The sequence below is a fragment of the Streptomyces tendae genome (genome assembly GCF_008632955.1).
Taxonomy (GTDB): Bacteria; Actinomycetota; Actinomycetes; order Streptomycetales; family Streptomycetaceae; genus Streptomyces.
Genome location: NZ_CP043959.1, coordinates 3,166,769 through 3,192,750 on the forward strand (window position 1 = coordinate 3,166,769; position 25,982 = coordinate 3,192,750).

A 25,982-nucleotide genomic window follows, 5' to 3' on the forward strand; every position below is an offset into this window, starting at 1 on the left:
CTACGCCTTCTTCGCCGACTCGACGGCGTGGCCGCCGAACTGGTTGCGCAGCGCCGCGACCATCTTCATCTGCGGCGAGTCCTCCTGGCGGGAGGCGAACCGCGCGAACAGCGACGCGGTGATCGCGGGCAGCGGCACGGCGTTGTCGATGGCCGCCTCCACCGTCCAGCGGCCCTCGCCGGAGTCCTGCGCGTAGCCGCGCAGCCGCTGGAGGTGCTCGTCGTCGTCGAGGGCGTTGACCGCCAGGTCGAGCAGCCAGGAACGGATGACGGTGCCGTCCTGCCAGGAGCGGAAGACCTCCCGGACGTTGTCCACCGACTGGACCTTCTCCAGCAGCTCCCAGCCCTCGGCGTAGGCCTGCATCATGGCGTACTCGATGCCGTTGTGGACCATCTTCGCGAAGTGCCCGGCGCCGACCTTGCCCGCGTGCACGTAGCCGTACGGGCCGTCCGGCTTGAGGGCCTCGAAGATCGGCTCGAGCCGCTCCACGTGCTCCTTCTCGCCGCCGACCATGAGGGCGTAGCCGTGTTCCAGGCCCCACACGCCGCCGGAGACGCCGGCGTCGACGAAGCCGATGCCCCGGGCGGCCAGCTCCTTGGCGTGCTTCTCGTCGTCGGTCCAGCGGGAGTTGCCGCCGTCCACCACGATGTCGTCGTGCTTGAGGAGGCTCGCCAGCCGGTCGACGACATCCTGGGTGGGGCCACCCGCGGGGACCATCACCCAGACCGCGCGCGGCCCTTCGAGCTGGTCGACCAGGTCGGACAGGTGCGGTACGTCGGACACGTCGGGGTTGGCGTCGAACCCGACGACGGTGTGGCCCGCGCGGCGCAGCCGCTCGCGCATGTTGCCGCCCATCTTGCCCAGACCAACAAGACCGATCTGCATGTCAGTTCACTTCCTGCGTTCGCGGTAGGCGGCCACCAGCGCGGCCGTGGACGGGTCGAGGCCGGGGACGTCGGCGCCCTCGCTGAGGGCGGGCTCGACGCGCTTGGCGAGCACCTTGCCGAGTTCGACGCCCCACTGGTCGAAGGAGTCGATGTTCCACACGGCGCCCTGCACGAACACCTTGTGCTCGTACAGCGCGATCAGCTGGCCCAGCACCGAGGGGGTCAGCTCGGTCGCCAGGATCGTGGTGGTGGGGTGGTTGCCCCGGAAGGTACGGTGCGGCACCTGCTCCTCCGGAACGCCCTCCGCCCTCACCTCCTCGGCGGTCTTGCCGAACGCGAGCGCCTGTCCCTGGGCGAACAGGTTGGCCATCAGCAGGTCGTGCTGCGCCTTGAGCCCGTCGCTGAGCTCGGCGACCGGGCGGACGAAGCCGATCAGGTCGGCGGGGATCAGCTTGGTGCCCTGGTGGATCAACTGGTAGTAGGCGTGCTGCCCGTTGGTGCCGGGCGTGCCCCACACCACCGGACCCGTCTGCCAGCCCACCGGGCGGCCCTGGCGGTCCACCGACTTGCCGTTGGACTCCATGTCGAGCTGCTGGAGGTAGGCGGTGAACTTCGACAGGTAGTGCGAGTACGGCAGCACCGCGTGCGACTGCGCGTCGTGGAAGTTGTTGTACCAGATCCCCAACAGGCCGAGGATCAAAGGTGCGTTGGCCTCCGCGGGGGCGGTGCGGAAGTGTTCGTCGACGATCCGGAACCCGTCCAGCATCTCCCGGAACCGGTCAGGACCGATCGCGATCATCAACGACAGGCCGATCGCCGAGTCGAAGGAGTACCGCCCGCCGACCCAGTCCCAGAACTCGAACATGTTCGCCGTGTCGATCCCGAACCCGGCGACCTTCTCCGCGTTCGTCGACAGGGCGACGAAGTGCCGCGCCACCGCCTTCTCGTCCCCGCCCAGACCGTCCAGCAGCCAGCCACGGGCGGAGGTGGCGTTGGTGACCGTCTCGATCGTGGTGAACGTCTTCGACGCCACGACGAACAGCGTCTCCGCCGGGTCCAGGTCGCGGACCGCCTCGTGCAGGTCCGCGCCGTCCACGTTGGAGACGAACCGGAACGTCAGCTCCCGCGCGGTGAACGCGCGCAGCGCCTCGTACGCCATCGCGGGACCGAGGTCCGAGCCGCCGATGCCGATGTTGACGACGTTGCGGATACGCCGGCCGGTGTGGCCGGTCCACTCGCCCGAACGGACCCGGTCCGCGAAGCCGGCCATCCGGTCCAGCACCGCGTGCACGGCCGGGACCACGTTCTCCCCGTCGACCTCGATCACCGCGTCCCGCGGCGCCCGCAGCGCCGTGTGCAGCACCGCCCGGTCCTCGGTGGTGTTGATCCGCTCCCGCGGAACATCGCGTCCCGCAGCCCGGACACATCGGTGGCCACCGCCAGTTCACGCAGCAGCCGCAGCGTCTCGTCGGTCACCAGATGCTTGGAGTAGTCGATGCGCAGGTCACCCACGCGCACGACGTACCGCTCCGCGCGGGACGGGTCGTCGGCGAACAGTTCACGCAGGCCCGGGAGCGCGTCCGCGCGGTGCTGCTCCAGGGCGGCCCACTCGGGGCGACGGGTCGGTTCGGGAACGTCAGACATGGGCGGGGGTCTCCTCGGTGGCCTCGCCGCGCAGGGCGACGGCGTACATCTCGTCCGCGTCGAGGCGCCTGAGCTCCTCGGCGATGAGTTCGGAGGTGGGACGGACCTTCAGCGCCAGCCGGCGCGCGGGCTGCCCGGGCAGGGTGAGCGTGGCCAGGGGGCCCTCGGGGCGGTCGATGACGATCTCGCCGCCCTCGGTGCCCAGACGGACCGCCGTGACCACCGGGCCAGCGGTCACCACCCGGTCGACGGAGACCCGCAGCCGGGCCTCCAGCCAGCGCGCCAGCAGCTCGGCGGCCGGGTTGTCGGCCTCGGCCTCGACGGTCGCCGACGTGACGGCGGTCCGGGCCTGGTCGAGGGCGGCGGCCAGCATGGAGCGCCACAGGGTCAGCCGGGTCCAGGCGAGGTCGGTGTCGCCGGGCGCGTAGGCGCGCTGCCGGGCGCGCAGCGCCTCCATCGGGTTCTCCACCGCGTACAGGTCGGTGATCCGGCGCTGGCCGAGTGCGCCCAGCGGGTCCTGGGAGGGGTTGTCCGGCGCTTCCGCCGGCCACCACACCACCACCGGGGCGTCGGGCAGCAGCAGCGGCAGCACGACCGAGTCGGCGTGCTCGGACACCTCGCCGTAGGTCCGCAGCACCACGGTCTCACCGGTGCCGGCCTCCGAGCCCACCCGGACCTCGGCGTCCAGCCGCGACCGGGTCCGCTCGCGCGGGTTGCGGGCGTGCCGCTTGATCACGACCAGGGTGCGCGAGGGGTGCTCGTGCGAGGCCTCCTCGGCCGCCTTGATCGAGTCGTAGGCGTTCTCCTCGTCCGTGACGATCACCATCGTCAGGACCATGCCCACGGCCGGTGTGCCGATGGCGCGGCGGCCCTGCACCAACGCCTTGTTGATCTTGCTTGCCGTGGTGTCGGTCAGGTCGATCTTCATGGCCTGCGCCAGCTCCGTCCGTCTCGTGCGAGCATCTCGTCGGCTTCCGCGGGTCCCCAGCTGCCCGAGGTGTACTGCGCCGGCCGACCGTGCGACGCCCAGTACTCCTCGATCGGATCGAGGATCTTCCAGGACTCTTCCACTTCCTGGTGACGGGGGAACAGGTTGGCGTCCCCCAGGAGGACGTCCAGGATGAGCCGTTCGTAGGCCTCCGGGCTGGACTCGGTGAACGACTCGCCGTAGGCGAAGTCCATGGTCACGTCCCGCAGCTCCATCGACGTGCCGGGCACCTTGGAGCCGAACCGCACTGTGACGCCCTCGTCCGGCTGGACGCGGATCACGATGGCGTTCTGGCCGAGCTCCTCGGTGGCCGAGGTGTCGAAGGGGGAGTGCGGCGCCCGCTGGAAGACCACGGCGATCTCGGTGACCCGGCGGCCCAGGCGCTTGCCGGTGCGCAGATAGAAGGGCACGCCCGCCCAGCGGCGGTTGTCCACCCCGAGCTTGATCGCCGCGTACGTGTCGGTCTTGGAGGAGCGGTCGATGCCTTCCTCCTCCAGGTAGCCGCGGACCTTGGCGCCGCCCTGCCAGGCGGCCGCGTACTGCCCGCGCACGGTGTGCCGGCCCAGGTCGTCGGGGAGACGCACGGCCCGGAACACCTTCAGCTTCTCGGTCAGCAGCGACGCCGCGTCGAAGGAGGCGGGTTCCTCCATCGCGGTGAGGGCCAGCAGCTGGAGCAGGTGGTTCTGGATGACGTCGCGGGCGGCGCCGATGCCGTCGTAGTAGCCGGCCCGGCCGCCGATGCCGATGTCCTCGGCCATGGTGATCTGCACGTGGTCCACGAAGGACCGGTTCCAGATCGGCTCGAACATCTGGTTGGCGAAGCGCAGCGCCAGGATGTTCTGGACGGTCTCCTTGCCCAGGTAGTGGTCGATGCGGAAGACCTGCTCCGGGTCGAACACCTCGTGGACGATGGCGTTCAGGTCCTGGGCGGACTGCAGGTCGTGTCCGAACGGTTTCTCGATGACCGCGCGCCGCCAGGACCCCTCGGGGGCGTCGGCGAGTCCGTGCTTCTTGAGCTGCTGGACCACCTTGGGGAAGAACTTCGGCGGCACGGAGAGGTAGAAGGCGTAGTTGCCGCTGGTGCCCCGGGAGGTGTCCAGCTCGTCGACCGCCTTGCGCAGCTGGTCGAAGGCGTGGTCGTCGTCGAAGTCGCCGGGGACGAAGCGCATGCCCTCGGACAGCTGCTGCCAGACCTCTTCGCGGAACGGGGTGCGGGCGTGCTCCTTGACCGCGTCGTGCACCACCTCGGCGAAGTCCTGGTCCTCCCAGTCACGGCGGGCGAAACCCACCAGGGAGAAGCCGGGCGGCAGCAGCCCCCGGTTGGCGAGGTCGTACACGGCCGGCATCAGCTTCCTGCGGGACAGGTCGCCGGTCACCCCGAAGATGACCAGACCGGAAGGGCCCGCGATCCGGGGCAGCCGGCGGTCCCGGGTGTCGCGCAGCGGGTTGGCCCAGCCGGGCGGGGGCGCGGTGAGGGCGGCCACGGTGTCCGCCCGCTCCCCGTGCTCCGCCTCCGGGGCGTCCACCGCCGGTTCGGTGGTCTCGTCGGTCATTCCGCGTCAACTCCCTTGCTGTCGGACGCCGCCGTCACCGCGTCGAGCGGCTGGGGCCCGGCGCCCACGAACCTCGCGATGCCCTCGTTCTCCAGTTGCCGCACCACCTCGTCGTACGCCCTGCCGGGCCGCCCCGAACGGGACGGGGCGACCCGCGCCCGGGCGCGACCGCCGGGCCCGACGTGGTCCTTCCCATACAGGGTGTCCTCGTCCGCGGGGTCCTTCACCCCGGTGGGCGCCCACGGGGGCCGCGGCCCACCGGCCGCGGACCCGCCGCCCGCATCGAACACCTCTTCGCGTGCCGCACAGCTCACAGTGATCATCTTCTTTCTCGCGGTCGCGTCAACCGCGTACGGCGGCCGGTGATTCCCCGCGGTCCGGCCGGGCCGGCCGGTCGTGCGCGTGCTCGTCTCCACGTGGTCCTCGTCCCGGGCGTAAGGAACTCTGCAGCGCGTTCAAAAGTAAAAGTCTGACTTATTCACAAGAAGGTTCCGGTGTGCCAGCCTGTGGTGAAAGTGGGACACCGGGCACGTCCGCGAGGGGTGCCCGACGGACGCGTGACGGACATGGGAGACATGGCGGGCAGATTCCCCCAGGGGAGTGACGGCGGCGCCCGGAAGGCGGACGTCGGCGACGGCGGCGGAATCAGGACCTTCCCCTTCCCGGTCGAGCGGAGCGTGTGCGGTGTCGGCATGCAGATCGCCCCGATGGGCCCCGACCGCACCTGGCGTGCCGACGCGCCGCTGGACCGGGTGCACCGCATCGAGTTCCACATCGTGATGCTGCTCGACGGCGGACCGCTCCGGCACATGATCGACTTCACCGAGTACGAGGCCACGGCGGGCGATGTGCTGTGGATCCGCCCGGGGCAGGTCCACCGCTTCTCCCGGGAGAGCGAGTACCGCGGAACCGTCCTGACCATGCAGCCCGGCTTCCTGCCCCGCGCCACCGTCGAGGCCACCGGCCTCTACCGCTACGACCGCCCGCCGTTGACGCGCCCCGGCCCGGCGCAGTTCACCGCGCTCAGGGCCGCGTCGGACCAACTGCGCCGCGAGTACGAGGACACGGCCACCCTGCCGCTGAGTCTGCACACGGCCGTGCTCCGCCACTCCCTCACCGCGTTCCTGCTGCGGCTGGCCCATCTCACCGCCGGTACGGGCGACTCAGCCCGGCCGGCCGACGACAGCACCTTCACCCTGTTCCGGGAGGCGGTGGAGCGGGACTTCGCCACCAACCACAGCGTCAGCGCGTACGCCGACGCCCTCGGCTACTCCCGGCGCACCCTGGCACGCGCGGTGGGCGCCGCCACGGGGGAGACGCCCAAGGCGTTCATCGACAAGCGGGTGGTGCTGGAGGCCAAGCGGCTCCTCGCCCACACCGATCTGCCCATAGGGCGGGTGGGGGCCGCCGTCGGGTTCCCGGACCCGGCGAACTTCTCCAAGTTCTTCCAGCAGCACACGGACACCGCCCCGGCCGCGTTCCGCGCGGAACACCGCTGAGCGGGGGGGAGCCGCGGACGGGGGAGCCGCGGAGCGTCGGGATGCGCGGGGCCGTCCCCGCGTACCCGCGGGGCCGAGCGTCTTCCACGGGACCGCGGGCCGTGACCCGACGTGCTCGAACGGGCCGAGGCTCCTACCGTGAGCGCATGCGGGACGCATCAGGAATGATCACGGTGCCGGGCAGCCGGTCCTTCCACGACACGGTGGAGCGCGTATGCGCCGGGGTGACCTCGGCGGGGTACCACGTGTTCGCTCGGGTCGATCATGCCGGGAACGCCGTCGAAGCGGGCATGGACCTGCCCCCGACCGTCCTGGTGCTCTTCGGGAAGCCCGACGTCGGCACCGAGCTGATGCAGGACCGGCGAACGGCGGGCGTCGATCTGCCGTCCAAGATCCTGGTGTGGGAGGACGAACGGGGCGCCGTGCGGATGACGTACACCTCGGCGCAGTGGCTGGCGGATCGTCACGGGCTGGGAGAGGCGGGCACCGCGGCGGCCCGGACACTGGGCCTGGTCGCCGAACGGATCTGCGAACAGGCGGCCTGACGCGCGGTGCGCGACCGTCCGGGACGCCTCCTGACGCGCACCACCGGCGGCCCGCGGCCGCTCGTACGTCCCGCTCAACGCCCACGGTCCTCGCAACTCCCAGGGATCGCGGGTGTCGCGAGGACCGTCAGAACCCGAGGTTGCGTGGGTCCCTCGTGGCCGGCCGCGAGAGCCGGGGTGTGGGGGTGGAGCCTGCGGGTCAGGAGGAGGTCAGCACCCGCACGTAGTCCACGAGCATCGAGTGGCCGGGTTCGGTGTTCGCGTCGGGGCCGCCGCCGAACGCGTCCGGGAAGCCGCCGCCCATGGCCACGTTGAGGATGACGAAGAAGCCGTGGTCCGTGGCGTTCGACCAGGTCGTGGCGTCGACCTGGTCCTCCCGGACGGTGTGGAAGGTGTCGTCGTCGAGGGAGAAGCGGATCTCCTCCACGTCCGAGGAGCGGTCCCACTCCATCCGGTAGGTGTGGAAGCCGGCCTGACAGGTCGTGCCCTGGCAGGTGGTCTCGCCGCCGATGCCGCTGGTCTCGTTGCAGGGGCCGCCCGGGGAGGTGCCGCAGTGCATCGTGGCGAACACCGTGTTCATGCCCTGGGTGTTCTCCATGATGTCCAGCTCTCCGACGGCGGGCCAGTTCCAGTAGTCGCCCCGGTAGGGGGCGCCGAGCATCCAGAACGCGGGCCAGTAGCCCTTGGCGGCGTCACCGGTGACGTTCGGCACCTGGATGCGGGCCTCGACCCGCAGCGTGCCGCCGGCCGGGGGCTGGAAGTCGTCGCGGTTGGTCTCGACGCGCCCCGACGTCCAGGTGCCGGCGCCGTCGCGGCGCGGGGTGATGCGGAGGTTGCCGCTGCCGTCGAGCGAGACGTTGTCCGGGCTGGACGTCATCGTCTCGATCTCGCCGGTGCCCCAGTTGGCGGGGCCGCCCGGGTAGCCGGTGCCGGTCGCGTACCGCCAGTTGCCCGTGTCGACGCCACTGCCCTCGGGGCCCTCGAAGTCGTCGGCGAAGACCTGGGTCCAGCCCGACGGCGGGGGCGGCACGGAGGCGCCGGCGGAGGGACCGGTGAGGGTGACGGCGCCCGCCCCGAGCACCAGCGCGCCGGCGACGGCGACCAGCGTGCGGCGCAGACGCCGGCGTTTGTGGGGGGCCGGGCGGTGCCGGAGGTGACGGTCATGGGGGGAACCTCTCGGTGCGGAGTGCTGTGGGGGGTCCGTGCTCCGAGCGCCCCGAACCGCTTGTGAGAGCGCTCTCACGGTCACGCCAATGTGCTCCGGGGCCTCTCCGGCGTCAAGAGGTGTATCCCGAAAAGAGCGTGCCCTGTGCGGGAGTTCACCTCTCGAATGCGCGCGAATGGGGGAACTGGGCCGGGCGGCGCGCCCCCCTGGTGGCAGGGAGCCGAACTCGCGGGTGCGTACAACGCGTGGTGTCCGGGAGCCGAACTCCCGGGCGGCCTCTCGGGGCGGGGCGTCCCGGCAGCACGAGGGGGTGGGCCCCTCGCCCTCACCGGTGAGAGGGAGGTCGGGAGTTCCGGGCGGGGAGCGGTGGGGCGGCGGGCGTCTTCCCGCGGGTGTGGGGTGGTGGGGGCCGGGTGCGCGGCTCCCCGCGTCCCTTTTGGGCGACGAGTGCTGCGTTTCCTCCGCGGTGAGGGCCGCGCTTGTCGTGACGCGAGGGGTCGGTGGGACCCGCGTAGGGTCGGGAGGGACCGGGGCTGCGGAAAGGTGTGGATGTGAGGCTGACGATTCTCGGTGGCGGTGGCTTCCGTGTACCGCTGGTGTACGGGGCGCTGCTCGCGGACCACGCCGAGGGCCGGGTCACCCGGGTCGTCCTGCACGACGTGGACGCCGGCCGGCTGCGCGCGATCGCCCGCGTGCTGGCCGAGCAGGCGGCCGACGTGCCCGACGCCCCCGAGGTGACCACGACCACCGACCTCGACGAGGCCCTGCGCGGCGCGGACTTCGTCTTCTCCGCGATCCGCGTGGGCGGCCTGGAGGGCAGGGCGCACGACGAACGGGTCGCCCTCGCCGAAGGGGTGCTGGGACAGGAGACGGTCGGCGCGGGCGGCATCGCCTACGGTCTGCGCACGGTCCCCGTCGCCGTCGACATCGCCCGCCGGGTGGCCCGCCTCGCCCCCGACGCCTGGGTCATCAACTTCACCAACCCGGCGGGTCTGGTCACCGAGGCCATGTCCCGTCACCTCGGCGACCGCGTCATCGGCATCTGCGACTCACCCGTCGGCCTCGGCCGCCGCATCGCCCGGGTGCTCGGCGCGCGTCCGCAGGAGGCGTGGATCGACTACGTCGGCCTCAACCACCTCGGCTGGGTGCGCGGTCTGCGAGTGGCGGGCCGGGACCAACTGCCGCGCCTGCTCGGCGACTCCGCCCTGCTCGGCTCGTTCGAGGAAGGCCGGCTCTTCGGCGCCGACTGGCTGCGCTCCCTGGGCGCCGTCCCCAACGAGTACCTGCACTACTACTACTTCAACCGCGAGGCCGTGCGGGCGTACCGGCAGGCGCGTCGGACCCGCGGCGCCTTCCTGCGTGACCAGCAGGAGAGCTTCTACGCCGGGACCGGCGATCCGGACGTCTCCGCCCTGGACCTGTGGGACCGCACCCGCGCCGAGCGCGAGGCCACCTACATGAGCGAGAACCGGGAGGCCGCGGGCGCGGGCGAACGTGAGGCGGACGACCTGTCCGGCGGCTACGAGAAGGTGGCGCTCGCGCTGATGCGGGCGATCGCCCGGGACGAGCGCACCACCCTGATCCTCAACGTCCGCAACGGAAGCACGCTGTCGCCGCTGGACGCGGAGGCCGTGATCGAGGTGCCCTGCCTGGTGGACGCGGGCGGCGCGCACCCCGTCTCCGTCGATCCGCTGCCCGACCACGCCACCGGACTGGTGTGCGCCGTCAAGGCCGTGGAACGGGAGGTGCTGGAGGCCGCCCGGTCCGGGTCCCGCGCCACGGCGGTCAAGGCGTTCGCCCTGCATCCGCTGGTGGATTCCGTGAGCGTGGCGCGCCGGCTCGTCGACGGCTACACCGCCGTCCATCCGGGACTCGCCTACCTCGGCTGACGTGGGGGAGACGGGCTTCGGGCCGGCCGGTCGCCCCCCGTGACAGCGGCCGACCGACCCGAGCTCCCCCCGGTCCCCCGTGCTCCCCCCGGCGGCTTCCCCAGTCGCCGTTCACCATCAAGAGCACGCAGACCGGGGCCTGATACACCCTGGCGGAGATATTTTTCGGGGAACTTCCCGGAGCGCCCGCGCCCGCGCTCGCTGCCCGGCTACGGCAGCGCGCCGGACGCCGTCCTCGGCTCTGCCGGTGCCGCGGGGGCCGGCAGGGCGTCCAGTGTGCCCGGGACCGCGGACGATCCGGTCCGCTGCCGGGGCACCGTCACGGACAGCAGCGGACGCGGACCCGACACCACCGTGTAGTCGTGGCCCAGGAACGGCGGGGCGATCTCGCCCGGGTCGTCACCGAGCGCCAGCCGCACCGCCGCCCAGGGCACGTTCACGCCGCACAGGGACAGCTGGTGCACGCCGCCCGCCGGACGGGTGTTGACGTCCATCAGCACCGGACGGTCACCCAGCATCCGGAACTGGATGTTGGACAGGTGGTGCAGCCCGAAGCCCTCCGCGATCCGCCGGGCCGGCTCCAGCCACCGCTCGTGCAGCGTGAAGCCCCGGCGCCGCCCGTTCTTGGTGCGGCCGACGGCCAGCCGGACGCGGTTGTCCGGGCCGGTCAGACAGTCCACCGACACCTCGGGCTGCTCCAGGCGCGGCATCACCAGCCAGTCGACCGGCTCCTCGGCCCGCCGCAGGGCCTCCAGCGCCAGGTCGAGCGGCACCTGGGGGCTGGGGAAGCCGTTCAGCTGGGCGAGCGAGAAGGGCTCGCGGGTGATCACCCGGAAACCGACCCCGCCCGCGCCTGCCGCGGGCTTGAAGCAGGCCCGGTAACCGAGACGCTCCAACTCCTCCACCGCAACGACGAGTTCGTCGGCGTCACGGACCCGGCACCACGGTGGCACCGGCACGCCGATCGCCTCGACCGCCTGGTAGGCGACCACCTTGTCCTCGAACACGGCGACCGCCTGGGGCGGCGGTGCCAGCAGCGCCGTGCCGGCCGCCTCGAACTCGGCGCGGTGCGCGACGACGGCCGCCTGATGCAGCCGGGGCACGAACACGTCGATGCCGCGCCGCTCGCACTGGGTGAGCGCGTACTCGACGTACGCCGCCGGGGACAGGCCCTCCGGCTCCAGCTCGGCGGTGTCGGCCGCGGCGAGCACGGGGGAGTCGGGGTCACCGTGGGTGGCATGGATCTCGACGGCCCGGTCGTCGGGATTTCTCCGCAGCTGATCCATGAAGAACACGTTCTCCGCGTACGTGCGGTTGAGCCAGACGCGTACGCGAGAGACCATGCGGGCCGCCTTTCGGGGTGTGCGGGCAGGGGGGAGCGGCCCGTGCCCGGGCATGACGTAGGGAGGGTCACCGAACCGCCGTTCGCGAGGGACGTGTCCATGGCGGTGGTGTCGGGCAGATCATACGACCTGGACGGTGCGTCCTGATACCACGTACGGCGGCCGGTGCGCGGTTGTTCCGGCGGGGCGGATGTGATCTCGTGGTCGAGGTCCGGCGGCTGCTGAAAGGGCGACGTGATGGCGACGGGTGGTGGCGGCGCACAGGTGTGGGCCATCAGCGATCTGCACATCGGCTATGCCGAGAACCGCGACCTGGTCGAGGGGATGCGGCCCGGGTCCGACGAGGACTGGCTGCTGGTGGCCGGTGACGTGGCGGAGACCGTCGAGGACGTCCGCTGGGCGCTCAAGACCCTCGCCGGGCGCTTCGCCCGCGTGATCTGGACACCCGGCAACCACGAGTTGTGGACCCACCCGAGTGACGCGGTCACGCTGCGCGGCGCCGCCCGCTACGACCATCTGGTCCAGCAGTGCCGTGAGCTCGGGGTCGTCACGCCCGAGGACCCGTACCCGGTGTGGGAGGGGCCCGGCGGGCCGGTGGCCGTCGCCCCCCTCTTCCTGCTGTACGACTACACGTTCCTGCCGCCCGGGTGCACCACCAAGGAGGAGGGGCTGGAGTACGCGCACGGCACCGGGGTGGTCTGCACCGACGAGCACCTGCTGCACCCCGACCCGTACCCGAGCCGCGAGGAGTGGTGCCGGGCCCGGGTCGCCGAGACCGAACGGCGGCTCGCGGAACTCCCGGACGGTCTGCCCCTGATCCCCGTCACCCACTGGCCGCTGCACCGCCATCCGACCGAGGTGCTGTGGTACCCGGAGTTCGCCATGTGGTGCGGCACCGTGCTGACCGACGACTGGCACCGCAGGTACCCCGTGCACACGGCCGTCTACGGCCATCTGCACATCCCCCGGACGACCTCGCAGGACGGCGTCCGCTTCGAGGAGGTCTCGGTGGGCTACCCGCGTGAGTGGCGCAAACGGCAGGAGCCGCCGGGCGGCTGCGCCGGATCCTGCCACGGGGGCGCGCCCGGTGATCGACGAACTGCTCCCGCCGACGGCGGCCGTCGTCGAGGCCTACGGGGACGAGGGCATCGACGCCCCGCTGTTCCCCGAGGAGGAGGCGCTGATCACCCGGGCGGTCCCCAAGCGCCGCAGCGAGTTCACCGCCGTACGGTCCTGCGCCCGCCGCGCGATGGAGAAGCTCGGCGTGCCGGCGCTGGCCGTGGTCTCCGGTGACCGGGGCGCACCCGTCTGGCCCGACGGGCTGATCGGCAGCATGACCCACTGCGAGGGCTACTGCGCCGCCGCGCTGGTACGCGCCGGCGACCTGGCGTCCGTCGGCATCGACGCGGAGGCCCACGGCCCGCTGCCCGAGGGCGTGCTGGCGACGGTGTCCCTGCCCAGGAGGCGCAGCGAATCGCACGCCTGACCGCGCAGCGACCGGACGTGCACTGGGACAGGCTGCTGTTCAGCGCCAAGGAGTCCGTCTACAAGGCGTGGTTCCCGCTCACCGGCAAGTGGCTGGACTTCTCGGAGGCGGACATCACGATCCACCTCGACGGCACCTTCCACGCGGCGCTCCTGGTCCCCGGCCCCGTGGTCTCAGGCCGCCGCCTGACCCACTTCACCGGCCACTGGACCACCCAGCCCTCCCTCCTGGCCACGGCGGTACCCGTCCCCCACACATGACCACCGGCCCCACAGCGCCCCGAAAGGGGCGCGGGGAACTGCGCGCCCAGCCCCACGGCCCCGCAGCCGCGGACAACCTCCGCCCGTCGAGGGCCGCCCCACACCGGTCACATGCCACACGCCGTGTGGACGAACACCCCAAGGGGCGCGGGGAACTGCGCGCCCAGCCCCCACGGCCCCGCAGCCGCGGACAACCCCTGCCCTTCGAGGGCCGCCCCGCACCGGTCACGTCTCACACGCCGTGTGGACGAACCCCCCAAGGTGCGCGGGGAACTGCGCACCCAACCCCCACCACCCGCACCCGCCCGGCCCCCAGGGCCACCCCGGGCGCACCGCCCCACGAAAAAGCGTGCCGCCAGGGCGGCGCCTACCCCTCGGGACACCACTCCCGCACCATCCGGAAGAACGACTCCTCGTTCCCCGCCCACCCCGCCCGTTCCAGCGCCACCTCCGCCTCCGCGAGGACGGAAGGCGGCACGACCGGCAGCACCGCAGGCCCCGGCGGCGCGGGCCGGCCCTCGTCGAAGGCGGCCCGCACCGTGTGCAGCAGTCTGAGATAGGCCTGGACGGCGGTGCGCTCGCGGTCGGTCAGTACGGCGGTGGGCATCGCTCGGCTCTCCCCGTGTCGTGGTCGTCGGTCCCCACGCCCCGGCACAAACAGGGGCGCACCACCAGCTTGCCGCCCACCACTGACAATCACCCCGAGCCGTAGCTCCGTTGCCCCGCACGCAGGCACCGCAGGCACCGCCGCCCGCCCGCCCGCGACCCGTCCGGAGAACCTCAGTTCTGCGGCCCAGGTACCGAGCGAAGCCCCGATCCGCCCGCGAGGTGATCCCGCTGCACCGGCCCCCGCAGCGAGGAACCGTCCAGCCACGTACGGCACTTGCTGGCGAGCAGCAGACCGAACGCCTCGGCCTCCTTCTCGTCGGCCTGATCGAACCGGGTGCGGGCGGCGACCCTCAGCACGGTCGCCCGCAGGGCCTCGTCGTCCATGGCCTCACCCCATAAACGGGTGGCGACCTCGGCACCCGCGACATGGTGGCCGCAGTGGCCCGCCTTCATGTGCCACAGCTCATGACCCAGGATCACCAACTGGTGGCCCGGAGCCGTGCGTTCCTCGACCACCACGAGGTCCTGGTCCGCCATGTCGAGCCACAGCCCGCTCGCGGTCCCCGGCGGGAAGACGGCGGTGCGGAACAGGACGGGCCGCCCGCGCCGCCGGCTCATCGCCTCGCACAGGGCTGCGTACAGATCGGCGGGCCGCGCCGGGACGGGAAGCGTCAGCTCCGTGACCAACTCGCCGCACAGGCGGCGCATTTTCCTACCGATGCCCACAGTTCTCCCCGGGTCACGACTTGGGCCGCTGGACGCTCTCCAGGAGCATGTCCAGCCATTCCGCGACCTTGTCGCGGTGCTGGTCGGTGGGCAGCTGCGCGGCCCGCCAGGCAATGCCCCGCACCCCGTGGTCCTGCAGCAGCCGCTCCAGCGGGTCGTCGGCCGTCGCGGCGGACTCCCGCTCGGCGAGCTTCTGCAGCAGCTCCTGCTCGGTGTGCTGGAGGGCGTTCGCCAACGCCTCCGGGTCCTCGGCGGTGAGAAAACCGGCGTGCACCCGGAAGAACCGCTGGAGGGCGTCGCAGTGCTCCATGGTGGGCCGCCGGTCGCCGTTGATCAGCGCGCCGGCCTGTTGCCGGGACATGCCCGCACCGTCGGCGATCTCCTGTTGCGTGTACTTGCGTCCGTTCGGCTTCAGCCGGGTGCGGCGCAGCAGGTCCAGCCGCTGCAGGAACCGCGCCTGCACATCGGGCTCACCCGCGGGCCTGCCGCTCAGCAGCGCCTTGACCACGGGCTCCGGCACACCGGACGCGACGGACAGCCGGTCCACGTCGAAGACCTCGGTGTGCGCCACGCCGAGCCGGTCGGCGAGTGCGGTGACGCGGGCGACGACGGCCGGCAGCGCGTTCGTCGGCGCGGTGCCCGGTCCCTCGAAGCCACCCGTCACCGAAAGATCTCCTACGTCTCTCACAGGCTTCTCACAAGCGATTGCCGTGAACTTCACGGAGACTAGCCGGTGTTTCGAACTCCCATCCAGGTGTCGCCACAACTGTGGCCAATTTCGGCCGTCAACCGTCGTGGAATGCCACGATAGTTGACACGCCGTGTCCCGGCGCAGCAGGATCGGGGCGCCGCGTCAGGGCCGCACAGGCAAGAGGGGTGACCTCCCGATGGCATATCAGGCAGGAGGGCAGCGGCCGGCACCGCGGCCCGGCCCCGGAACGTCCGAGGCCCAGGCCTATCTGCAGGACTACGCCGTTCTGCTGGACGCCGTTCCCTTCCCCTCGCTGGTGGTGGACCACCGCTGGGACGTGCTGCTCACCAACGGTGCTTTCCGGACACTTTTCCAAGGCGTGGAGCCGCATCCGACGGCCCACCCCGGCGTCAACTTCCAGCGGTTCGTCCTCTTCCACCCGGACGCCGCGGCCATCCTGGGTGACCACGAGGCGAGCTGGTGCCTGCCCATGCTGGCAGACCACGCGGCGACGGCCGAGCGCCACCCCCATGACCCCGTGCTGCACGCCGTACGGCGCGACATCGCCCAGGACCCGATCATGGACGCCGCCTACCGGCAGGGCGTGCCGCACTGGCTGCGCGCCGTCGGCGAGAAGGCCGCCCGGCACGACGGCTCCGTACGGCCGTTGCTGCACCCCGACCCGCGCTGGGGTGCCACGGACTGCCGCCTCGTCGTGGAGACCGCCTCCGTCCTCGAGGAGATGGAGTGCCGCCGACTGACGTTCGTCCTGCGTGAGGCGCCGCGCGCCACCGGCCGGGACCGCAGGGCCCGCCGGGCCGCCGGCCACCTGCGCGTGGTCCCCGCCGCCGACTGATCCCCCCACAACCGCCGCCCGCTTCCGCCCTGTTCCCGAGCAGTGTGATGTGTGACATAGTACTGGCGTGAGCGAGTCGCTGACCTGCGATGTCGTGGTGGTGGGCGCCGGGATGACGGGCGCCGCCTGCGCCCTGTACGCGGCTCGCGCCGGACTGGACGTCACCGTCCTCGACCGGGGCCCGGTGGCCGGGGGGACGACCGGCGCGGGGGAGGGCAACCTCCTCGTCTCCGACAAGGCACCCGGACCCGAACTGGACCTGGCCCTGCTGTCCACCCGCCTCTGGGCCGAGCTGGCCAGGGAGTCAGGCCCGGCGACGGAGTACGAGGCCAAGGGCGGCCTGGTCGTCGCCGGGACCGCGAAGTCACTCGACGCGCTGCTGGCGTTCGCGGACGCACAGCGAGCGGCCGGGGTGACCGCCGAGGCCGTCCCCGCCGACCGCCTCCACGACCTGGAACCCCGCCTCGCGCCAGGGCTCCCGGGCGGGGTGCGTTACCCGCAGGACGCCCAGGTGATGCCCGCCCTCGCGGCGGCCCACCTGCTGCGCGCCTCCGGTGCCCGCCTGCTCACCGGCCACGAGGTGACCCGGGTGCTGCGCGCCCGCGACGGCACGGTGCGCGGCGTGCGCACCCCGCGCGGCGACCTGCACGCACCCGCCGTCGTCAACGCGGCCGGCACCTGGGGCGGTGAACTCGCCGACCGGGCCGGCGTGTTCCTGCCCGTCATGCCCCGACGAGGCTTCGTCCTCGTCACCGAACCGCTGCCGCCCCGCATCCGGCACAAGGTGTACGCCGCCGACTACGTCGCCGACGTCGCGGGCGACACGGCGGACCTGCTGACCTCCCCGGTCGTGGAGGGGACGGCCGCCGGACCGGTCCTCATCGGCGCCAGCCGGGAACGCGTCGGGTTCGACCGCTCGCTGTCGCTGCGGGCGGTGCGGGCCCTGGCGGCGGGGGCGACCCGGCTGTTCCCCTTCCTGGCCGGCGTACAGGCCCTGCGGACGTACGCGGGATTCCGCCCGTACCTGCCCGACCACCTTCCGGCGATCGGCCCCGACCCGAGGGTGCCCGGGCTGTTCCACGCCTGCGGACACGAGGGCGCGGGCATCGGGCTGGCGCCCGGCACCGGACTGCTGATCGCCCAGGCACTGACCGGGGCGACGCCGGACCTCGACCTCGCCCCCTTCCGCCCCGACCGCTTCCCCCGCCCCACGAAGGAGGCCGTCCGGTGAACCCCCAGAAGAGCGCCGGGGCACGGCGCGCGTTCGACGTGACCTTCGACGGGCGGACGGTCGAGGCCCTGCCCGGCCGGACGATCGCCGCCGTGCTGTGGGCCGCCGGCGTCACCTCCTGGCGCACCACCCGCAACGAAGGGCGCCCGCGCGGGGTGTTCTGCGGGATCGGCGTCTGCTTCGACTGCCTGGTGACCGTGAACGGCCGCCCCAACCAGCGCGCCTGCCTGCTCCCCGCCCGCCCGGGCGACGACATCCGCACCCAGGAGGGGACGGGCCATGAGGACTGACCTCGCAGTGATCGGCGCGGGCCCGGCGGGCCTCGCCGCGGCCCTCGCGGCGGCGCGGCGCGGCATCCGGGTCACCCTGATCGACGCGGCGCCGCGGCCGGGCGGGCAGTACTTCCGTCAGCCCGCACCCGGGCTCCGCACGGAACACGCCCAGGTGCCGCGCAACGGCCGGCGCACCTGGACCCGGCTGCGGGACGCCCTCGCCGCGAGCCCCGTGGACGTACGGACGGACCACCAGGTCTGGTGCGTGGAGCGGGAGTCCGACGGGCTGACGGTGCACGCGCTGACCGGCCCGGAAGGGCGGGAGCCGGCCGAGGTGCGCGCCACCGCCGTGCTCCTGGCCACCGGCGGGTACGAGACGGTCCTTCCCTTCCCCGGCTGGACGCTGCCGGGTGTCGTCACGGCGGGCGGCGCCCAGGCCATGCTCAAGGGCGGCATCGTCACCCCCGGCCCCACCGCCGTGGTCGCCGGGACCGGCCCGCTGCTGCTGCCCGTGGCGACCGGGCTCGCCGCCGCGGGCGTCCGGGTGGCCGCCCTGGTGGAGTCCACGGACCCCGTACGCCTGCCCCGGCACGCCGGAGCCCTCGCGGGAAAGCTGCCCGAGGCCGCCGGGTACGCGGCGCGGCTGCTGCGCCACCGCGTACCGGTGCTGGCCCGGCACACTGTGGTCCGCGCCCACGGGGAGGACCGGCTGACCGGTGTCACCGTCGCCGCCCTCGACGCACACGGCCGCGTGCGGCCCGGCACCGAACGCCTGCTGCCCTGCGACGCCCTCGCGGTGGGGCACGGCATGCTGCCCCACACCGATCTCGCCGGGAGCCTCGGCTGCCGGCTCGACGGGACCGCCGTGGCCGTCGACGCCGAGCAGCGCACCGACGTGCCGGGCGTCTGGGCGGCCGGAGAGGCCACGGGCATCGGCGGGGCGGCCCTCGCGCTGGCGGAGGGACACATCGCCGGCCGTTCGATCGCGGCCCGGCTGCGGGGCAGGACGCCCGACCCGCGCGCCTGGGCGCCCGCCGCCCGGGCCCGCGCCCAGGGGCGCGCCGCGGCCGGGGCCCTGGACGCCCTGCACACCCCACCCGCCCACTGGGCCGACGGCGTCACCGACGACACGGTGGTCTGCCGCTGCGAGGAGGTACCGGCGGGCGCCGTCCGCGAGGCCCTCCCCCTCGGCGCCGGCGACCTGCGAACGGTCAGACTGCTCACCCGGGCCGGCATGGGCTGGTGCCAGGGGCGTCTGTGCGCGCCTGCCGTCGCGGCCCTCACGGGGTGCGCCCCGACCCCGTACCGCCGCCCCTTCGCCCGCCCGGTCCCCCTGGGCGTCCTGGCGGCTCAGCACGACCGGCCTCGTCCCCGCTCCGAGGAAGGATCCTCATGACCGATCACCGCCGCCCCTGGCGGGGAGTCCTCGTCGCCACCGCGCTGCCGTTGCGCGACGACCTGTCCGTCGACCTCGACCGGTACGCCGAACACTGCGCCTGGCTCGTGGCCAACGGCTGCGACGGGGTCGTGCCGAACGGCTCCCTCGGCGAATACCAGGTGCTCACCCCGAGGAGCGCGCCCGCGTCGTCGAGACCGCCGTCGCCGCCGTCGGAGGGGAGCGGGTCATGCCCGGAGTCGCCGCCTACGGGTCCGCCGAGGCGCGCCGCTGGGCCGAGCAGGCCGGCGACGCCGGGTGCCCGGCGGTGATGCTGCTGCCGCCCAACGCCTACCGCGCCGACGAGCGTTCCGTGCTCGCCCACTACGCCGAGGTCGGCCGCGCCGGACTGCCCGTCGTCGCCTACAACAACCCGATCGACACCAAGGTCGACCTGGTGCCGGAGCTGCTCGCCCGGCTGCACGGCGAAGGACACATCAGGGCCGTCAAGGAGTTCTCCGGGACGTCCGCCGCGCCTACCGGATCGCCGAACTCGCGCCCGGCCTGGACCTGCTGGCCGGGGCGGACGACGTGCTGCTGGAGCTCGCGGTCGCCGGGGCGAAGGGCTGGGTGGCCGGCTACCCGAACGCCCTGCCCCGGTCCTGCGCGGAGCTGTACCGCGCCGCCACCAGCGGCGACCTCGCCACCGCCCTGCCGCTGTACCGGCAGCTGCACCCCCTGCTGCGCTGGGACTCCCGGGTGGAGTTCGTGCAGGCCATCAAGCTGTCCATGGACCTGGCCGGCCGCCACGGCGGCCCCTGCAGGCCCCCGCGCGTCCGCCTGGACCCGGAACAGGAGGCGGCCGTCCGCGCCGCCACCGAGAAGGCCGTCGCGGCCGGTCTGGCGTAGGGGAGGGGCCGGGCATGCGCAGCACACTCGTCCTGCACGCCGTCGACTCGCACACCGAGGGCATGCCGACCCGGGTGATCACCGGAGGCATCGGCACCGTTCCGGGCGCGACGATGAACGAACGGCGCCTGTGGTTCCGTCAACATCGCGACAACATCGCGAAGTTGCTGATGAACGAGCCGCGCGGGCACGCGGCGATGAGCGGCGCGATCCTCCAGCCGCCGACCCGCCCCGACTGCGACTGGGGCGTCCTCTACATCGAGGTGTCCGGCTACCTCCCGATGTGCGGCCACGGCACCATCGGCGTGGCGACCGTCCTGGTCGAGACCGGCATGGTCGAGGTCGTCGAGCCGGTCACCACCATCCGCCTGGACACCCCCGCCGGGCTCGTCGTCGCCGAGGTGCGGGTCGAGGACGGCTCCGCCACCGCCGTGACCCTGCGCAACGTGCCGTCGTTCGCCGTCTCCCTGGACCGTGAGGCCACCCTGCCCGACGGGCGGACGGTGACGTACGACCTGGCGTACGGCGGGAACTTCTACGCCATCCTGCCCCTGGAGCGGTTCGGGCTGCCCTTCGAGCGGTCCCGCAAGGACGAGATCCTGGCGGCCGGGCTGTCCCTCATGGAGGCGATCAACGCCGAGGGGGAGCCCGTCCACCCGGAGGACGCGTCGATCCACGGCTGCCACCACGTCCAGGTGACCGCGCCCGGCTCCACCGCCCGGCACTCCCGGCACGCCATGGTGATCCACCCCGGCTGGTTCGACCGCTCGCCGTGCGGCACCGGGACCAGCGCCCGCATGGCCCAGCTGCACGCCCGCGGGGAACTCCCGCCGCACACCGAGTTCGTCAACGAGTCCTTCATCGGCACCCGCTTCACCGGCCGCCTGCTCGGCACCACCGAGGTGGCCGGACACCCCGCCGTGCTGCCGAGCTTCACCGGACGCGCCTGGATCACCGGCACCGCCCAGTACCTGCTGGACCCGCGGGACCCGTTCCCGGCGGGGTTCGTCCTGTGACCGCCGGCGGCCCCGCCCTGCCCGCCCTGGGCGGACGCGGGCCCAGCTACCGCGAGCGGGTCGCGGACGCCCTGCGCGCCGCGCTGATCACGGGTGAACTGCGGCCCGGCGAGGTGTACTCGACACCGGGGCTCGCGGCCCGCTTCGGCGTCTCCGCCACCCCCGTGCGCGAGGCGCTGCTCGACCTCGCCAAGGAAGGGCTGGTCGACGTGGTGCCCAACAAGGGATACCGGGTCACCGCCGTCTCCGAACGGCAACTGGACGAGTACACCCACGTGCGCGCCCTCGTCGAGATCCCCACGACGGCCGCGCTGGCCGCAACGGCCGACCCGGTCGCGCTCGGCGCACTCCGGCCGGTCGCCGAGGAGATCGTCGCCGCCGCCACGGCCGGTGACCTGATCGCGTACGTCGACGCCGACCGGCGCTTCCACTTCGGCCTGCTGGCTCTCGCCGGCAACGGCCACCTCGTCGAGGTGGTCCGGGACCTGCGCCACCGCTCCCGGCTCTACGGACTGACCGCGCTGGCGGAACAGGGACGGCTGCGGGCGTCGGCGGAGGAGCACCTCGACCTGCTCGGCGCGCTGCTCACCCGGGACACCGAGGCCGTGCGGGAGGTGATGACCCGCCACCTCGGGCATGTCCGAGGACTGTGGGCAGCGCCCTGACATCACTTCTTGCACCACCATGCAAACGGCTTGCGCTGCTTGCGCTACGCTTGCGGCCATGACGCGACGACTTGCTGTGGTGGCGAAGAAGGTCGGGGTCAGCGAGGCCACGGTCAGCCGGGTGCTCAACGGCAAGCCGGGAGTCTCCGAGGCCACCCGGCAGGCGGTGCTCTCCGCCCTCGACGTGCTCGGCTACGAGCGCCCGACCCAGCTGCGCGGCGAGCGCGCCCGGCTGGTCGGCCTGGTGCTGCCCGAGCTGCAGAACCCGATCTTCCCCGCCTTCGCCGAGGTCATCGGCGGCGCGCTGGCCCAGCTCGGCCTCACCCCGGTGCTGTGCACCCAGACCCGGGGCGGGGTCTCCGAGGCGGACTACGTGACCCTGTTGCTGCAACAGCAGGTGTCCGGCGTGGTGTTCGCCGGCGGTCTCTACGCCCAGGCCGACGCGCCGCACGACCACTACCGGCAGCTCGCCGAGCGCAACATCCCCGTCGTCCTCGTCAACGCGGCCATCGAGCACCTCGGCTTCCCCGCCGTGTCCTGCGACGACGCCGTCGCGGTGGAACAGGCCTGGCGCCACCTCGCCTCGCTCGGGCACGAGCGCATCGGCCTGGTGCTCGGCCCCGGCGACCACGTGCCCTCGGCGCGCAAGCTGGCGGCCGCGCGGGCGGTGGCCGGCGAGGTGCCCGAGGAGCACGTGGCCCGCGCCATGTTCTCCATCGAGGGCGGCCACGCCGCCGCCACCCGGCTCATCGACCGGGGCGTCACCGGCTTCATCTGCGCCAGCGACCCCCTCGCCCTCGGTGTCGTACGCGCCGCGCGGCGCAAGGGGCTCGACGTGCCCGGGCAGATCTCCGTCGTCGGCTACGACGACTCCGCGCTGATGAACTGCACCGAACCCCCGCTGACCACGGTCCGGCAGCCCATCGAGGCGATGGGCAGGGCGGTGGTGGAACTGCTGAACGCACAGATCAGCGGCAGCACGGTGGCCCCCGAAGAGCTCCTGTTCGAACCGGAGTTGGTGGTGCGCGGCTCGACCGCCCAGGCGCCCCGCGGCTGAACCCCGTACAGCTGTCGAATAATTTCAAATTGTGCGCGACATATTGCGGTCCGATGTCGTCGGTGCTTGAGTGTGCCCCGCCCACCGCTCCTGTTCCGAGGGGTTCACTCGCTCCTGTCCCTTAAGGGGTCCACCGATGAGAAGCACCGGGATCCGCCGTACCCTCGTCGCGCTGAGCGTCGGCGCGCTCGCGCTGACGGCCTGCGGCTCGGGCGGCGACGAAGCCGCCGACGGCAAGACGCGCATCACCGTCAACTGCATGCCGCCCAAGAGCGCCAAGGTCGACCGCCAGTTCTTCGAGGAGGACGTCGCCGCCTTCGAGAAGAAGAACCCGGACATCGACGTCGTCCCGCACGACGCGTTCCCCTGCCAGGACCCCAAGACCTTCGACGCCAAGCTCGCCGGCGGACAGATGGAGGACGTCTTCTACACGTACTTCACCGACGCCCGGCACGTCGTCGACATCAACCAGGCCGCCGATCTGACGCCGTACGTCAAGGAGTTGAAGAGCTACAGCACCATCCAGCAGCAGCTGCGCGACATCTACACCGTCGACGGCAAGATCTACGGCATCCCGCGCACCGGCTACTCGATGGGCCTGATCTACAACCGCGCCCTGTTCGAGAAGGCCGGCCTCGACCCCGACGACCCGCCCGCCACCTGGGAGGAGGTCCGCGCCGCCGCGAAGAGGATCGCCGCGCTCGGCGACGGCACCGTCGGCTACGCCGACTACAGCGCCCAGAACCAGGGCGGCTGGCACTTCACCGCCGAGCTCTACTCCCAGGGCGGTGACGTGGTGAACGAGGACGGGACCCAGGCCACCGTCGACACCCCCGAGGGCCGCGCCGTCCTGCGGACCCTCCACGACATGCGGTGGACGGACGAGTCGATGGGCAGCAAGCAACTGCTCGTCATCAACGACGCCCAGCAGATGATGGGTTCCGGCAAGCTCGGCATGTACCTCGCCGCCCCTGACAACATCCCGATCCTCGTCAAGGAGAAGGGCGCCGAGTACAAGGACATCGCCATCGCCCCCATGCCCGGCGGCAAGGCCACCCTCGTCGGCGGCGACGGCTACATGTTCAGCAAGAAGGCCACCCCGGAGCAGATCAGGGCCGGCCTCAAGTGGCTCGACCACATGTTCCTCACCCCCGGTGACGGCTTCCTCGGCGACTACGCCCGCGCCAAGCAGAACGACGCCCCCGTCGGCCTGCCCGAACCCCGTCTGTTCACCGGCGCGGCCGACGCCAGGGACCAGCAGGCCAAGAAGGCCAACGCCAACGTCCCGGTGGAGAACTACCAGGCCTTCCTGGACGGCAACCAGAAGCTCGAAATGAAGATCGAGCCGCCGCACGCCCAGCAGCTGTACTCCGTCCTCGACGGCGTGGTCTCCGCCGTCCTCACCAAGGAGGACGCGGACATCGACCGGCTCCTGAAGGACGCCTCCGGCAAGATCGACGGCATCCTGGCACGGAGCTGACCGGTGACGAAGACGGTCGAACGGCCGCCCGCCGTGCGGGTCCGGCCGGTGAAGGCGCCGTCCCCGGCAGGGGACCGGAGACGGCGCCGCCTCACCGACCACCTGCGCGCCTACGGCTTCCTCCTCGGCGGACTGATCTGCTTCGCGCTGTTCTCCTGGTACCCCGCGATCCGCGCCGTCGTGATCGCCTTCCAGAAGTACACGCCCGGCTCCGACCCCGAATGGGTCGGCACCGCCAACTTCACCCGGGTCTGGCAGGACCCCGAGTTCGCCGCCGCCTGGCGCAACACGCTCACCTTCACCGCGCTCGCCCTGCTGATCGGCTTCGCGATCCCCTTCGTGCTCGCCCTCGTGCTCAACGAACTCCGCCACGCCAAGGCGTTCTTCCGGGTCGTCGTCTACCTGCCGGTGATGATCCCGCCCGTGGTGAGCGCCCTGCTGTGGAAGTGGTTCTACGACCCGGGCGCCGGCCTGGCCAACGAGGCGCTGCGCTTCCTGCACCTGCCCACCTCGAACTGGTCCAACGGTGCCGACACGGCCCTGGTGTCCCTGGTGATCGTCGCCACCTGGGCCAACATGGGCGGCACCGTGCTGATCTACCTCGCCGCACTCCAGTCCATCCCCGGCGAGCTGTACGAGGCCGCCGAACTCGACGGGGCGAACCTGCTCCAGCGTGTCCGGCACGTCACGGTGCCGCAGACCCGGTTCGTGATCCTCATGCTGATGCTGCTGCAGATCATCGCCACCATGCAGGTGTTCACCGAACCGTTCGTGATCACCGGAGGCGGCCCGGAGAACGCCACCGTGACCGTCCTCTACCTCATCTACAAGTACGCCTTCCTCTACAACGACTTCGGCGGCGCCTGCGCGCTCAGCGTGATGCTGCTCGTCCTGCTCGGCGCGTTCTCCGCCGTCTACCTCCGCCTCACCCGATCCGGAGAGGAGGCCGCATGAGCGGCGCCACCCGCACCCTGGTCTCCCCGGCCGTCCTGACCCGCCCGCGCGGCAGGGCCGTCTACTGGACCGTCTTCACCGGAGTCGTCCTGCTGTTCGCGCTGGCGTTCCTGTTCCCCGTGTACTGGATGGCGACCGGCGCGACGAAGTCGCCGGACGAGGTGGCCCGCACCCCTCCCACCCTCGTCCCCGAGAGCTGGAGCACCGCCGGGTACTCCGACGCCTGGGAGCTGATGCAGCTGCCCACCCACCTGTGGAACACGGTGGTGCAGGCGGCCGGCGCCTGGGTGTTCCAGCTGGTGTTCTGCACGGCCGCCGCCTACGCGCTGTCCAAGCTCCGTCCGGCCTTCGGCACCCTGATCCTCGGTGGCATCCTCGCCACGCTGATGGTCCCCGCCCAGGCCCTGGTGGTGCCGAAGTACCTGACCGTCGCGGACCTCGGCCTGCTCAACGACCCGCTCGCCATCTGGCTGCCGGCCGTCGCCAACGCCTTCAACCTGTATCTGCTCAAGCGGTTCTTCGACCAACTGCCCAGGGACGTCCTGGAGGCCGCCGAGATCGACGGCGCGGGCAAGCTGCGCACCCTGTGGTCGATCGTGCTGCCCATGTCCCGTCCCGTGCTCGGCGTGGTGTCGATCTTCGCGCTGGTCGCCGTCTGGCAGGACTTCCTGTGGCCGCTGATGGTGTTCTCCGACACCGACAAGCAGCCCATCAGCGTGGCCCTGGTGCAGCTGTCGCAGAACATCCAGCTGACCGTGCTGATCGCCGCGATGGTGATCGCCAGCATCCCCATGGTCGCGCTGTTCCTCGTCTTCCAGCGGCACATCATCGCCGGGATCAGCGCGGGCAGCACCAAGGGCTGACGCCGCACCCCCGTCCACA

21 protein-coding genes and 5 pseudogenes are annotated in these 25,982 nt (G+C 72.4%); 16 read left to right on the top strand and 10 right to left on the bottom strand.

Annotation, left to right across the window (positions count from 1 at the left end; translation table 11 throughout):
* The 5 genes and pseudogenes from gnd to F3L20_RS14580 form a co-directional block, all read right to left on the bottom strand.
* Positions 1–885 (bottom strand): phosphogluconate dehydrogenase (NAD(+)-dependent, decarboxylating), encoded by an 885-nt coding sequence (gene gnd, locus F3L20_RS14560; RefSeq protein WP_145826264.1) that lies wholly within the window; start codon positions 883–885, stop codon positions 1–3.
* Between the two features lie 6 nt (positions 886–891).
* A pseudogene (gene pgi, locus F3L20_RS14565) lies at positions 892–2,531 on the bottom strand (glucose-6-phosphate isomerase).
* Positions 2,524–3,459: a glucose-6-phosphate dehydrogenase assembly protein OpcA gene (opcA, locus tag F3L20_RS14570; protein WP_150154748.1), complete on the bottom strand. Its 936-nt coding sequence runs from the start codon at positions 3,457–3,459 to the stop codon at positions 2,524–2,526. The pseudogene pgi and the gene opcA overlap by 8 nt, the downstream one beginning before the upstream one ends.
* Positions 3,456–5,072: a glucose-6-phosphate dehydrogenase gene (gene zwf, locus F3L20_RS14575; protein WP_150154749.1), complete on the bottom strand. Its 1,617-nt coding sequence runs from the start codon at positions 5,070–5,072 to the stop codon at positions 3,456–3,458. Before zwf ends, opcA begins: the two co-directional genes overlap by 4 nt.
* Complete coding sequence (locus F3L20_RS14580; RefSeq protein ID WP_150154750.1) at positions 5,069–5,395, bottom strand: hypothetical protein; 327 nt, start codon at positions 5,393–5,395, stop codon at positions 5,069–5,071. The genes zwf and F3L20_RS14580 overlap by 4 nt, the downstream gene beginning before the upstream one ends.
* Positions 5,396–5,647: 252 nt before the next feature.
* Here F3L20_RS14580 and F3L20_RS14585 point away from each other — a divergent pair, with 252 nt between their 5' ends.
* Together F3L20_RS14585 and F3L20_RS14590 are read left to right on the top strand one after the other, a co-directional pair.
* Positions 5,648–6,571 (top strand): helix-turn-helix domain-containing protein, encoded by a 924-nt coding sequence (locus tag F3L20_RS14585; protein ID WP_150154751.1) that lies wholly within the window; start codon positions 5,648–5,650, stop codon positions 6,569–6,571.
* Between the two features lie 146 nt (positions 6,572–6,717).
* Positions 6,718–7,116, top strand: a complete 399-nt coding sequence (locus F3L20_RS14590) for a DUF302 domain-containing protein (RefSeq protein WP_150154752.1) — start codon at positions 6,718–6,720, stop codon at positions 7,114–7,116.
* 202 nt (positions 7,117–7,318) lie between these two features.
* Here the strand turns inward: F3L20_RS14590 and F3L20_RS14595 are convergent.
* Positions 7,319–8,280: pseudogene (locus tag F3L20_RS14595) on the bottom strand (glycoside hydrolase family 16 protein); the annotation flags it as partial.
* 552 nt (positions 8,281–8,832) lie between these two features.
* Here F3L20_RS14595 and F3L20_RS14600 point away from each other — a divergent pair.
* Positions 8,833–10,170, top strand: coding sequence for a 6-phospho-beta-glucosidase (locus F3L20_RS14600; protein WP_150154753.1), 1,338 nt, complete (start codon positions 8,833–8,835; stop codon positions 10,168–10,170).
* A gap of 209 nt (positions 10,171–10,379) precedes the next feature.
* Here the strand turns inward: F3L20_RS14600 and F3L20_RS14605 are convergent, their stop codons facing one another.
* Entirely contained in the window at positions 10,380–11,513 is a 1,134-nt protein-coding gene (locus F3L20_RS14605) for an ATP-grasp domain-containing protein (protein WP_150154754.1), read from the bottom strand.
* A gap of 237 nt (positions 11,514–11,750) precedes the next feature.
* Here F3L20_RS14605 and F3L20_RS14610 point away from each other — a divergent pair.
* A pseudogene (locus F3L20_RS14610) lies at positions 11,751–12,589 on the top strand (metallophosphoesterase family protein); the annotation flags it as partial.
* A gap of 11 nt (positions 12,590–12,600) precedes the next feature.
* Positions 12,601–13,259, top strand: a pseudogene (locus F3L20_RS35605) (4'-phosphopantetheinyl transferase family protein).
* A 367-nt stretch (positions 13,260–13,626) separates the two neighbouring features.
* Here F3L20_RS35605 and F3L20_RS14620 read toward each other — a convergent pair.
* From F3L20_RS14620 to F3L20_RS14630, 3 genes are all read right to left on the bottom strand, one after another.
* Complete coding sequence (locus tag F3L20_RS14620) at positions 13,627–13,866, bottom strand: hypothetical protein (RefSeq protein WP_145826254.1); 240 nt, start codon at positions 13,864–13,866, stop codon at positions 13,627–13,629.
* A 173-nt stretch (positions 13,867–14,039) separates the two neighbouring features.
* Positions 14,040–14,576: a toxin-antitoxin system, toxin component gene (locus F3L20_RS14625; protein WP_150154755.1), complete on the bottom strand. Its 537-nt coding sequence runs from the start codon at positions 14,574–14,576 to the stop codon at positions 14,040–14,042.
* 31 nt (positions 14,577–14,607) lie between these two features.
* The gene (locus F3L20_RS14630; RefSeq protein ID WP_150154756.1) at positions 14,608–15,258 is read right to left on the bottom strand and encodes a helix-turn-helix domain-containing protein; all 651 of its coding nucleotides are present in this window, start codon (positions 15,256–15,258) and stop codon (positions 14,608–14,610) included.
* 223 nt (positions 15,259–15,481) lie between these two features.
* On the opposite strand from F3L20_RS14630, the gene F3L20_RS14635 reads away from it, so the two are divergent.
* The 11 genes and pseudogenes from F3L20_RS14635 to F3L20_RS14685 all read left to right on the top strand — a co-directional run bounded on the left by F3L20_RS14635 (position 15,482) and on the right by F3L20_RS14685 (position 25,963).
* Complete coding sequence (locus F3L20_RS14635; protein WP_150154757.1) at positions 15,482–16,141, top strand: hypothetical protein; 660 nt, start codon at positions 15,482–15,484, stop codon at positions 16,139–16,141.
* Between the two features lie 67 nt (positions 16,142–16,208).
* Entirely contained in the window at positions 16,209–17,372 is a 1,164-nt protein-coding gene (locus F3L20_RS14640; protein WP_150154758.1) for an NAD(P)/FAD-dependent oxidoreductase, read from the top strand.
* On the top strand, positions 17,369–17,662 hold the full coding sequence (locus F3L20_RS14645) for a (2Fe-2S)-binding protein (RefSeq protein ID WP_150154759.1): 294 nt from the start codon (positions 17,369–17,371) through the stop codon (positions 17,660–17,662). The genes F3L20_RS14640 and F3L20_RS14645 overlap by 4 nt, the downstream gene beginning before the upstream one ends.
* Positions 17,652–19,040, top strand: coding sequence for an NAD(P)/FAD-dependent oxidoreductase (locus F3L20_RS14650; protein ID WP_150154760.1), 1,389 nt, complete (start codon positions 17,652–17,654; stop codon positions 19,038–19,040). Before F3L20_RS14645 ends, F3L20_RS14650 begins: the two co-directional genes overlap by 11 nt.
* Positions 19,037–19,928, top strand: a pseudogene (locus tag F3L20_RS14655) (dihydrodipicolinate synthase family protein). The gene F3L20_RS14650 and the pseudogene F3L20_RS14655 overlap by 4 nt, the downstream one beginning before the upstream one ends.
* A 14-nt stretch (positions 19,929–19,942) precedes the next feature.
* A complete protein-coding gene (locus tag F3L20_RS14660; RefSeq protein ID WP_150154761.1) occupies positions 19,943–20,944 on the top strand; it encodes a proline racemase family protein in 1,002 nt (333 codons plus the stop codon).
* On the top strand, positions 20,941–21,609 hold the full coding sequence (locus F3L20_RS14665; protein WP_150154762.1) for a GntR family transcriptional regulator: 669 nt from the start codon (positions 20,941–20,943) through the stop codon (positions 21,607–21,609). The genes F3L20_RS14660 and F3L20_RS14665 overlap by 4 nt, the downstream gene beginning before the upstream one ends.
* Before the next feature lie 58 nt (positions 21,610–21,667).
* Positions 21,668–22,666 carry a LacI family DNA-binding transcriptional regulator gene (locus F3L20_RS14670; protein ID WP_206338897.1) on the top strand — a complete coding sequence of 333 codons (999 nt, stop codon included), beginning with the start codon at positions 21,668–21,670 and terminating at the stop codon, positions 22,664–22,666.
* Positions 22,667–22,802: 136 nt separating this feature from the next.
* Positions 22,803–24,146 carry an ABC transporter substrate-binding protein gene (locus tag F3L20_RS14675; protein WP_150154763.1) on the top strand — a complete coding sequence of 448 codons (1,344 nt, stop codon included), beginning with the start codon at positions 22,803–22,805 and terminating at the stop codon, positions 24,144–24,146.
* Positions 24,147–24,149: 3 nt separating this feature from the next.
* Positions 24,150–25,100: a carbohydrate ABC transporter permease gene (locus F3L20_RS14680; RefSeq protein ID WP_150154764.1), complete on the top strand. Its 951-nt coding sequence runs from the start codon at positions 24,150–24,152 to the stop codon at positions 25,098–25,100.
* Positions 25,097–25,963: a carbohydrate ABC transporter permease gene (locus tag F3L20_RS14685; protein WP_150154765.1), complete on the top strand. Its 867-nt coding sequence runs from the start codon at positions 25,097–25,099 to the stop codon at positions 25,961–25,963. The genes F3L20_RS14680 and F3L20_RS14685 overlap by 4 nt, the downstream gene beginning before the upstream one ends.
* The last annotated feature ends 19 nt before the right edge of the window (positions 25,964–25,982 follow it).

What these genes read in the sequence shown, in the direction of transcription:
- F3L20_RS14590 (WP_150154752.1), top strand. Translation starts at nt 6,718, where the DNA reads ATGCGGGACGCATCAGGAATGATCACGGTGCCGGGCAGCCGGTCCTTC.
- gnd (WP_145826264.1), bottom strand. Translation starts at nt 885, where the DNA reads ATGCAGATCGGTCTTGTTGGTCTGGGCAAGATGGGCGGCAACATGCGC.
- F3L20_RS14585 (WP_150154751.1), top strand. Translation starts at nt 5,648, where the DNA reads ATGGCGGGCAGATTCCCCCAGGGGAGTGACGGCGGCGCCCGGAAGGCG.
- F3L20_RS14605 (WP_150154754.1), bottom strand. Translation starts at nt 11,513, where the DNA reads ATGGTCTCTCGCGTACGCGTCTGGCTCAACCGCACGTACGCGGAGAAC.
- F3L20_RS14580 (WP_150154750.1), bottom strand. Translation starts at nt 5,395, where the DNA reads ATGATCACTGTGAGCTGTGCGGCACGCGAAGAGGTGTTCGATGCGGGC.
- zwf (WP_150154749.1), bottom strand. Translation starts at nt 5,072, where the DNA reads ATGACCGACGAGACCACCGAACCGGCGGTGGACGCCCCGGAGGCGGAG.
- opcA (WP_150154748.1), bottom strand. Translation starts at nt 3,459, where the DNA reads ATGAAGATCGACCTGACCGACACCACGGCAAGCAAGATCAACAAGGCG.
- F3L20_RS14685 (WP_150154765.1), top strand. Translation starts at nt 25,097, where the DNA reads ATGAGCGGCGCCACCCGCACCCTGGTCTCCCCGGCCGTCCTGACCCGC.
- F3L20_RS14625 (WP_150154755.1), bottom strand. Translation starts at nt 14,576, where the DNA reads ATGCGCCGCCTGTGCGGCGAGTTGGTCACGGAGCTGACGCTTCCCGTC.
- F3L20_RS14660 (WP_150154761.1), top strand. Translation starts at nt 19,943, where the DNA reads ATGCGCAGCACACTCGTCCTGCACGCCGTCGACTCGCACACCGAGGGC.
- F3L20_RS14670 (WP_206338897.1), top strand. Translation starts at nt 21,668, where the DNA reads ATGACGCGACGACTTGCTGTGGTGGCGAAGAAGGTCGGGGTCAGCGAG.
- F3L20_RS14620 (WP_145826254.1), bottom strand. Translation starts at nt 13,866, where the DNA reads ATGCCCACCGCCGTACTGACCGACCGCGAGCGCACCGCCGTCCAGGCC.
- F3L20_RS14650 (WP_150154760.1), top strand. Translation starts at nt 17,652, where the DNA reads ATGAGGACTGACCTCGCAGTGATCGGCGCGGGCCCGGCGGGCCTCGCC.
- F3L20_RS14635 (WP_150154757.1), top strand. Translation starts at nt 15,482, where the DNA reads ATGGCATATCAGGCAGGAGGGCAGCGGCCGGCACCGCGGCCCGGCCCC.
- F3L20_RS14675 (WP_150154763.1), top strand. Translation starts at nt 22,803, where the DNA reads ATGAGAAGCACCGGGATCCGCCGTACCCTCGTCGCGCTGAGCGTCGGC.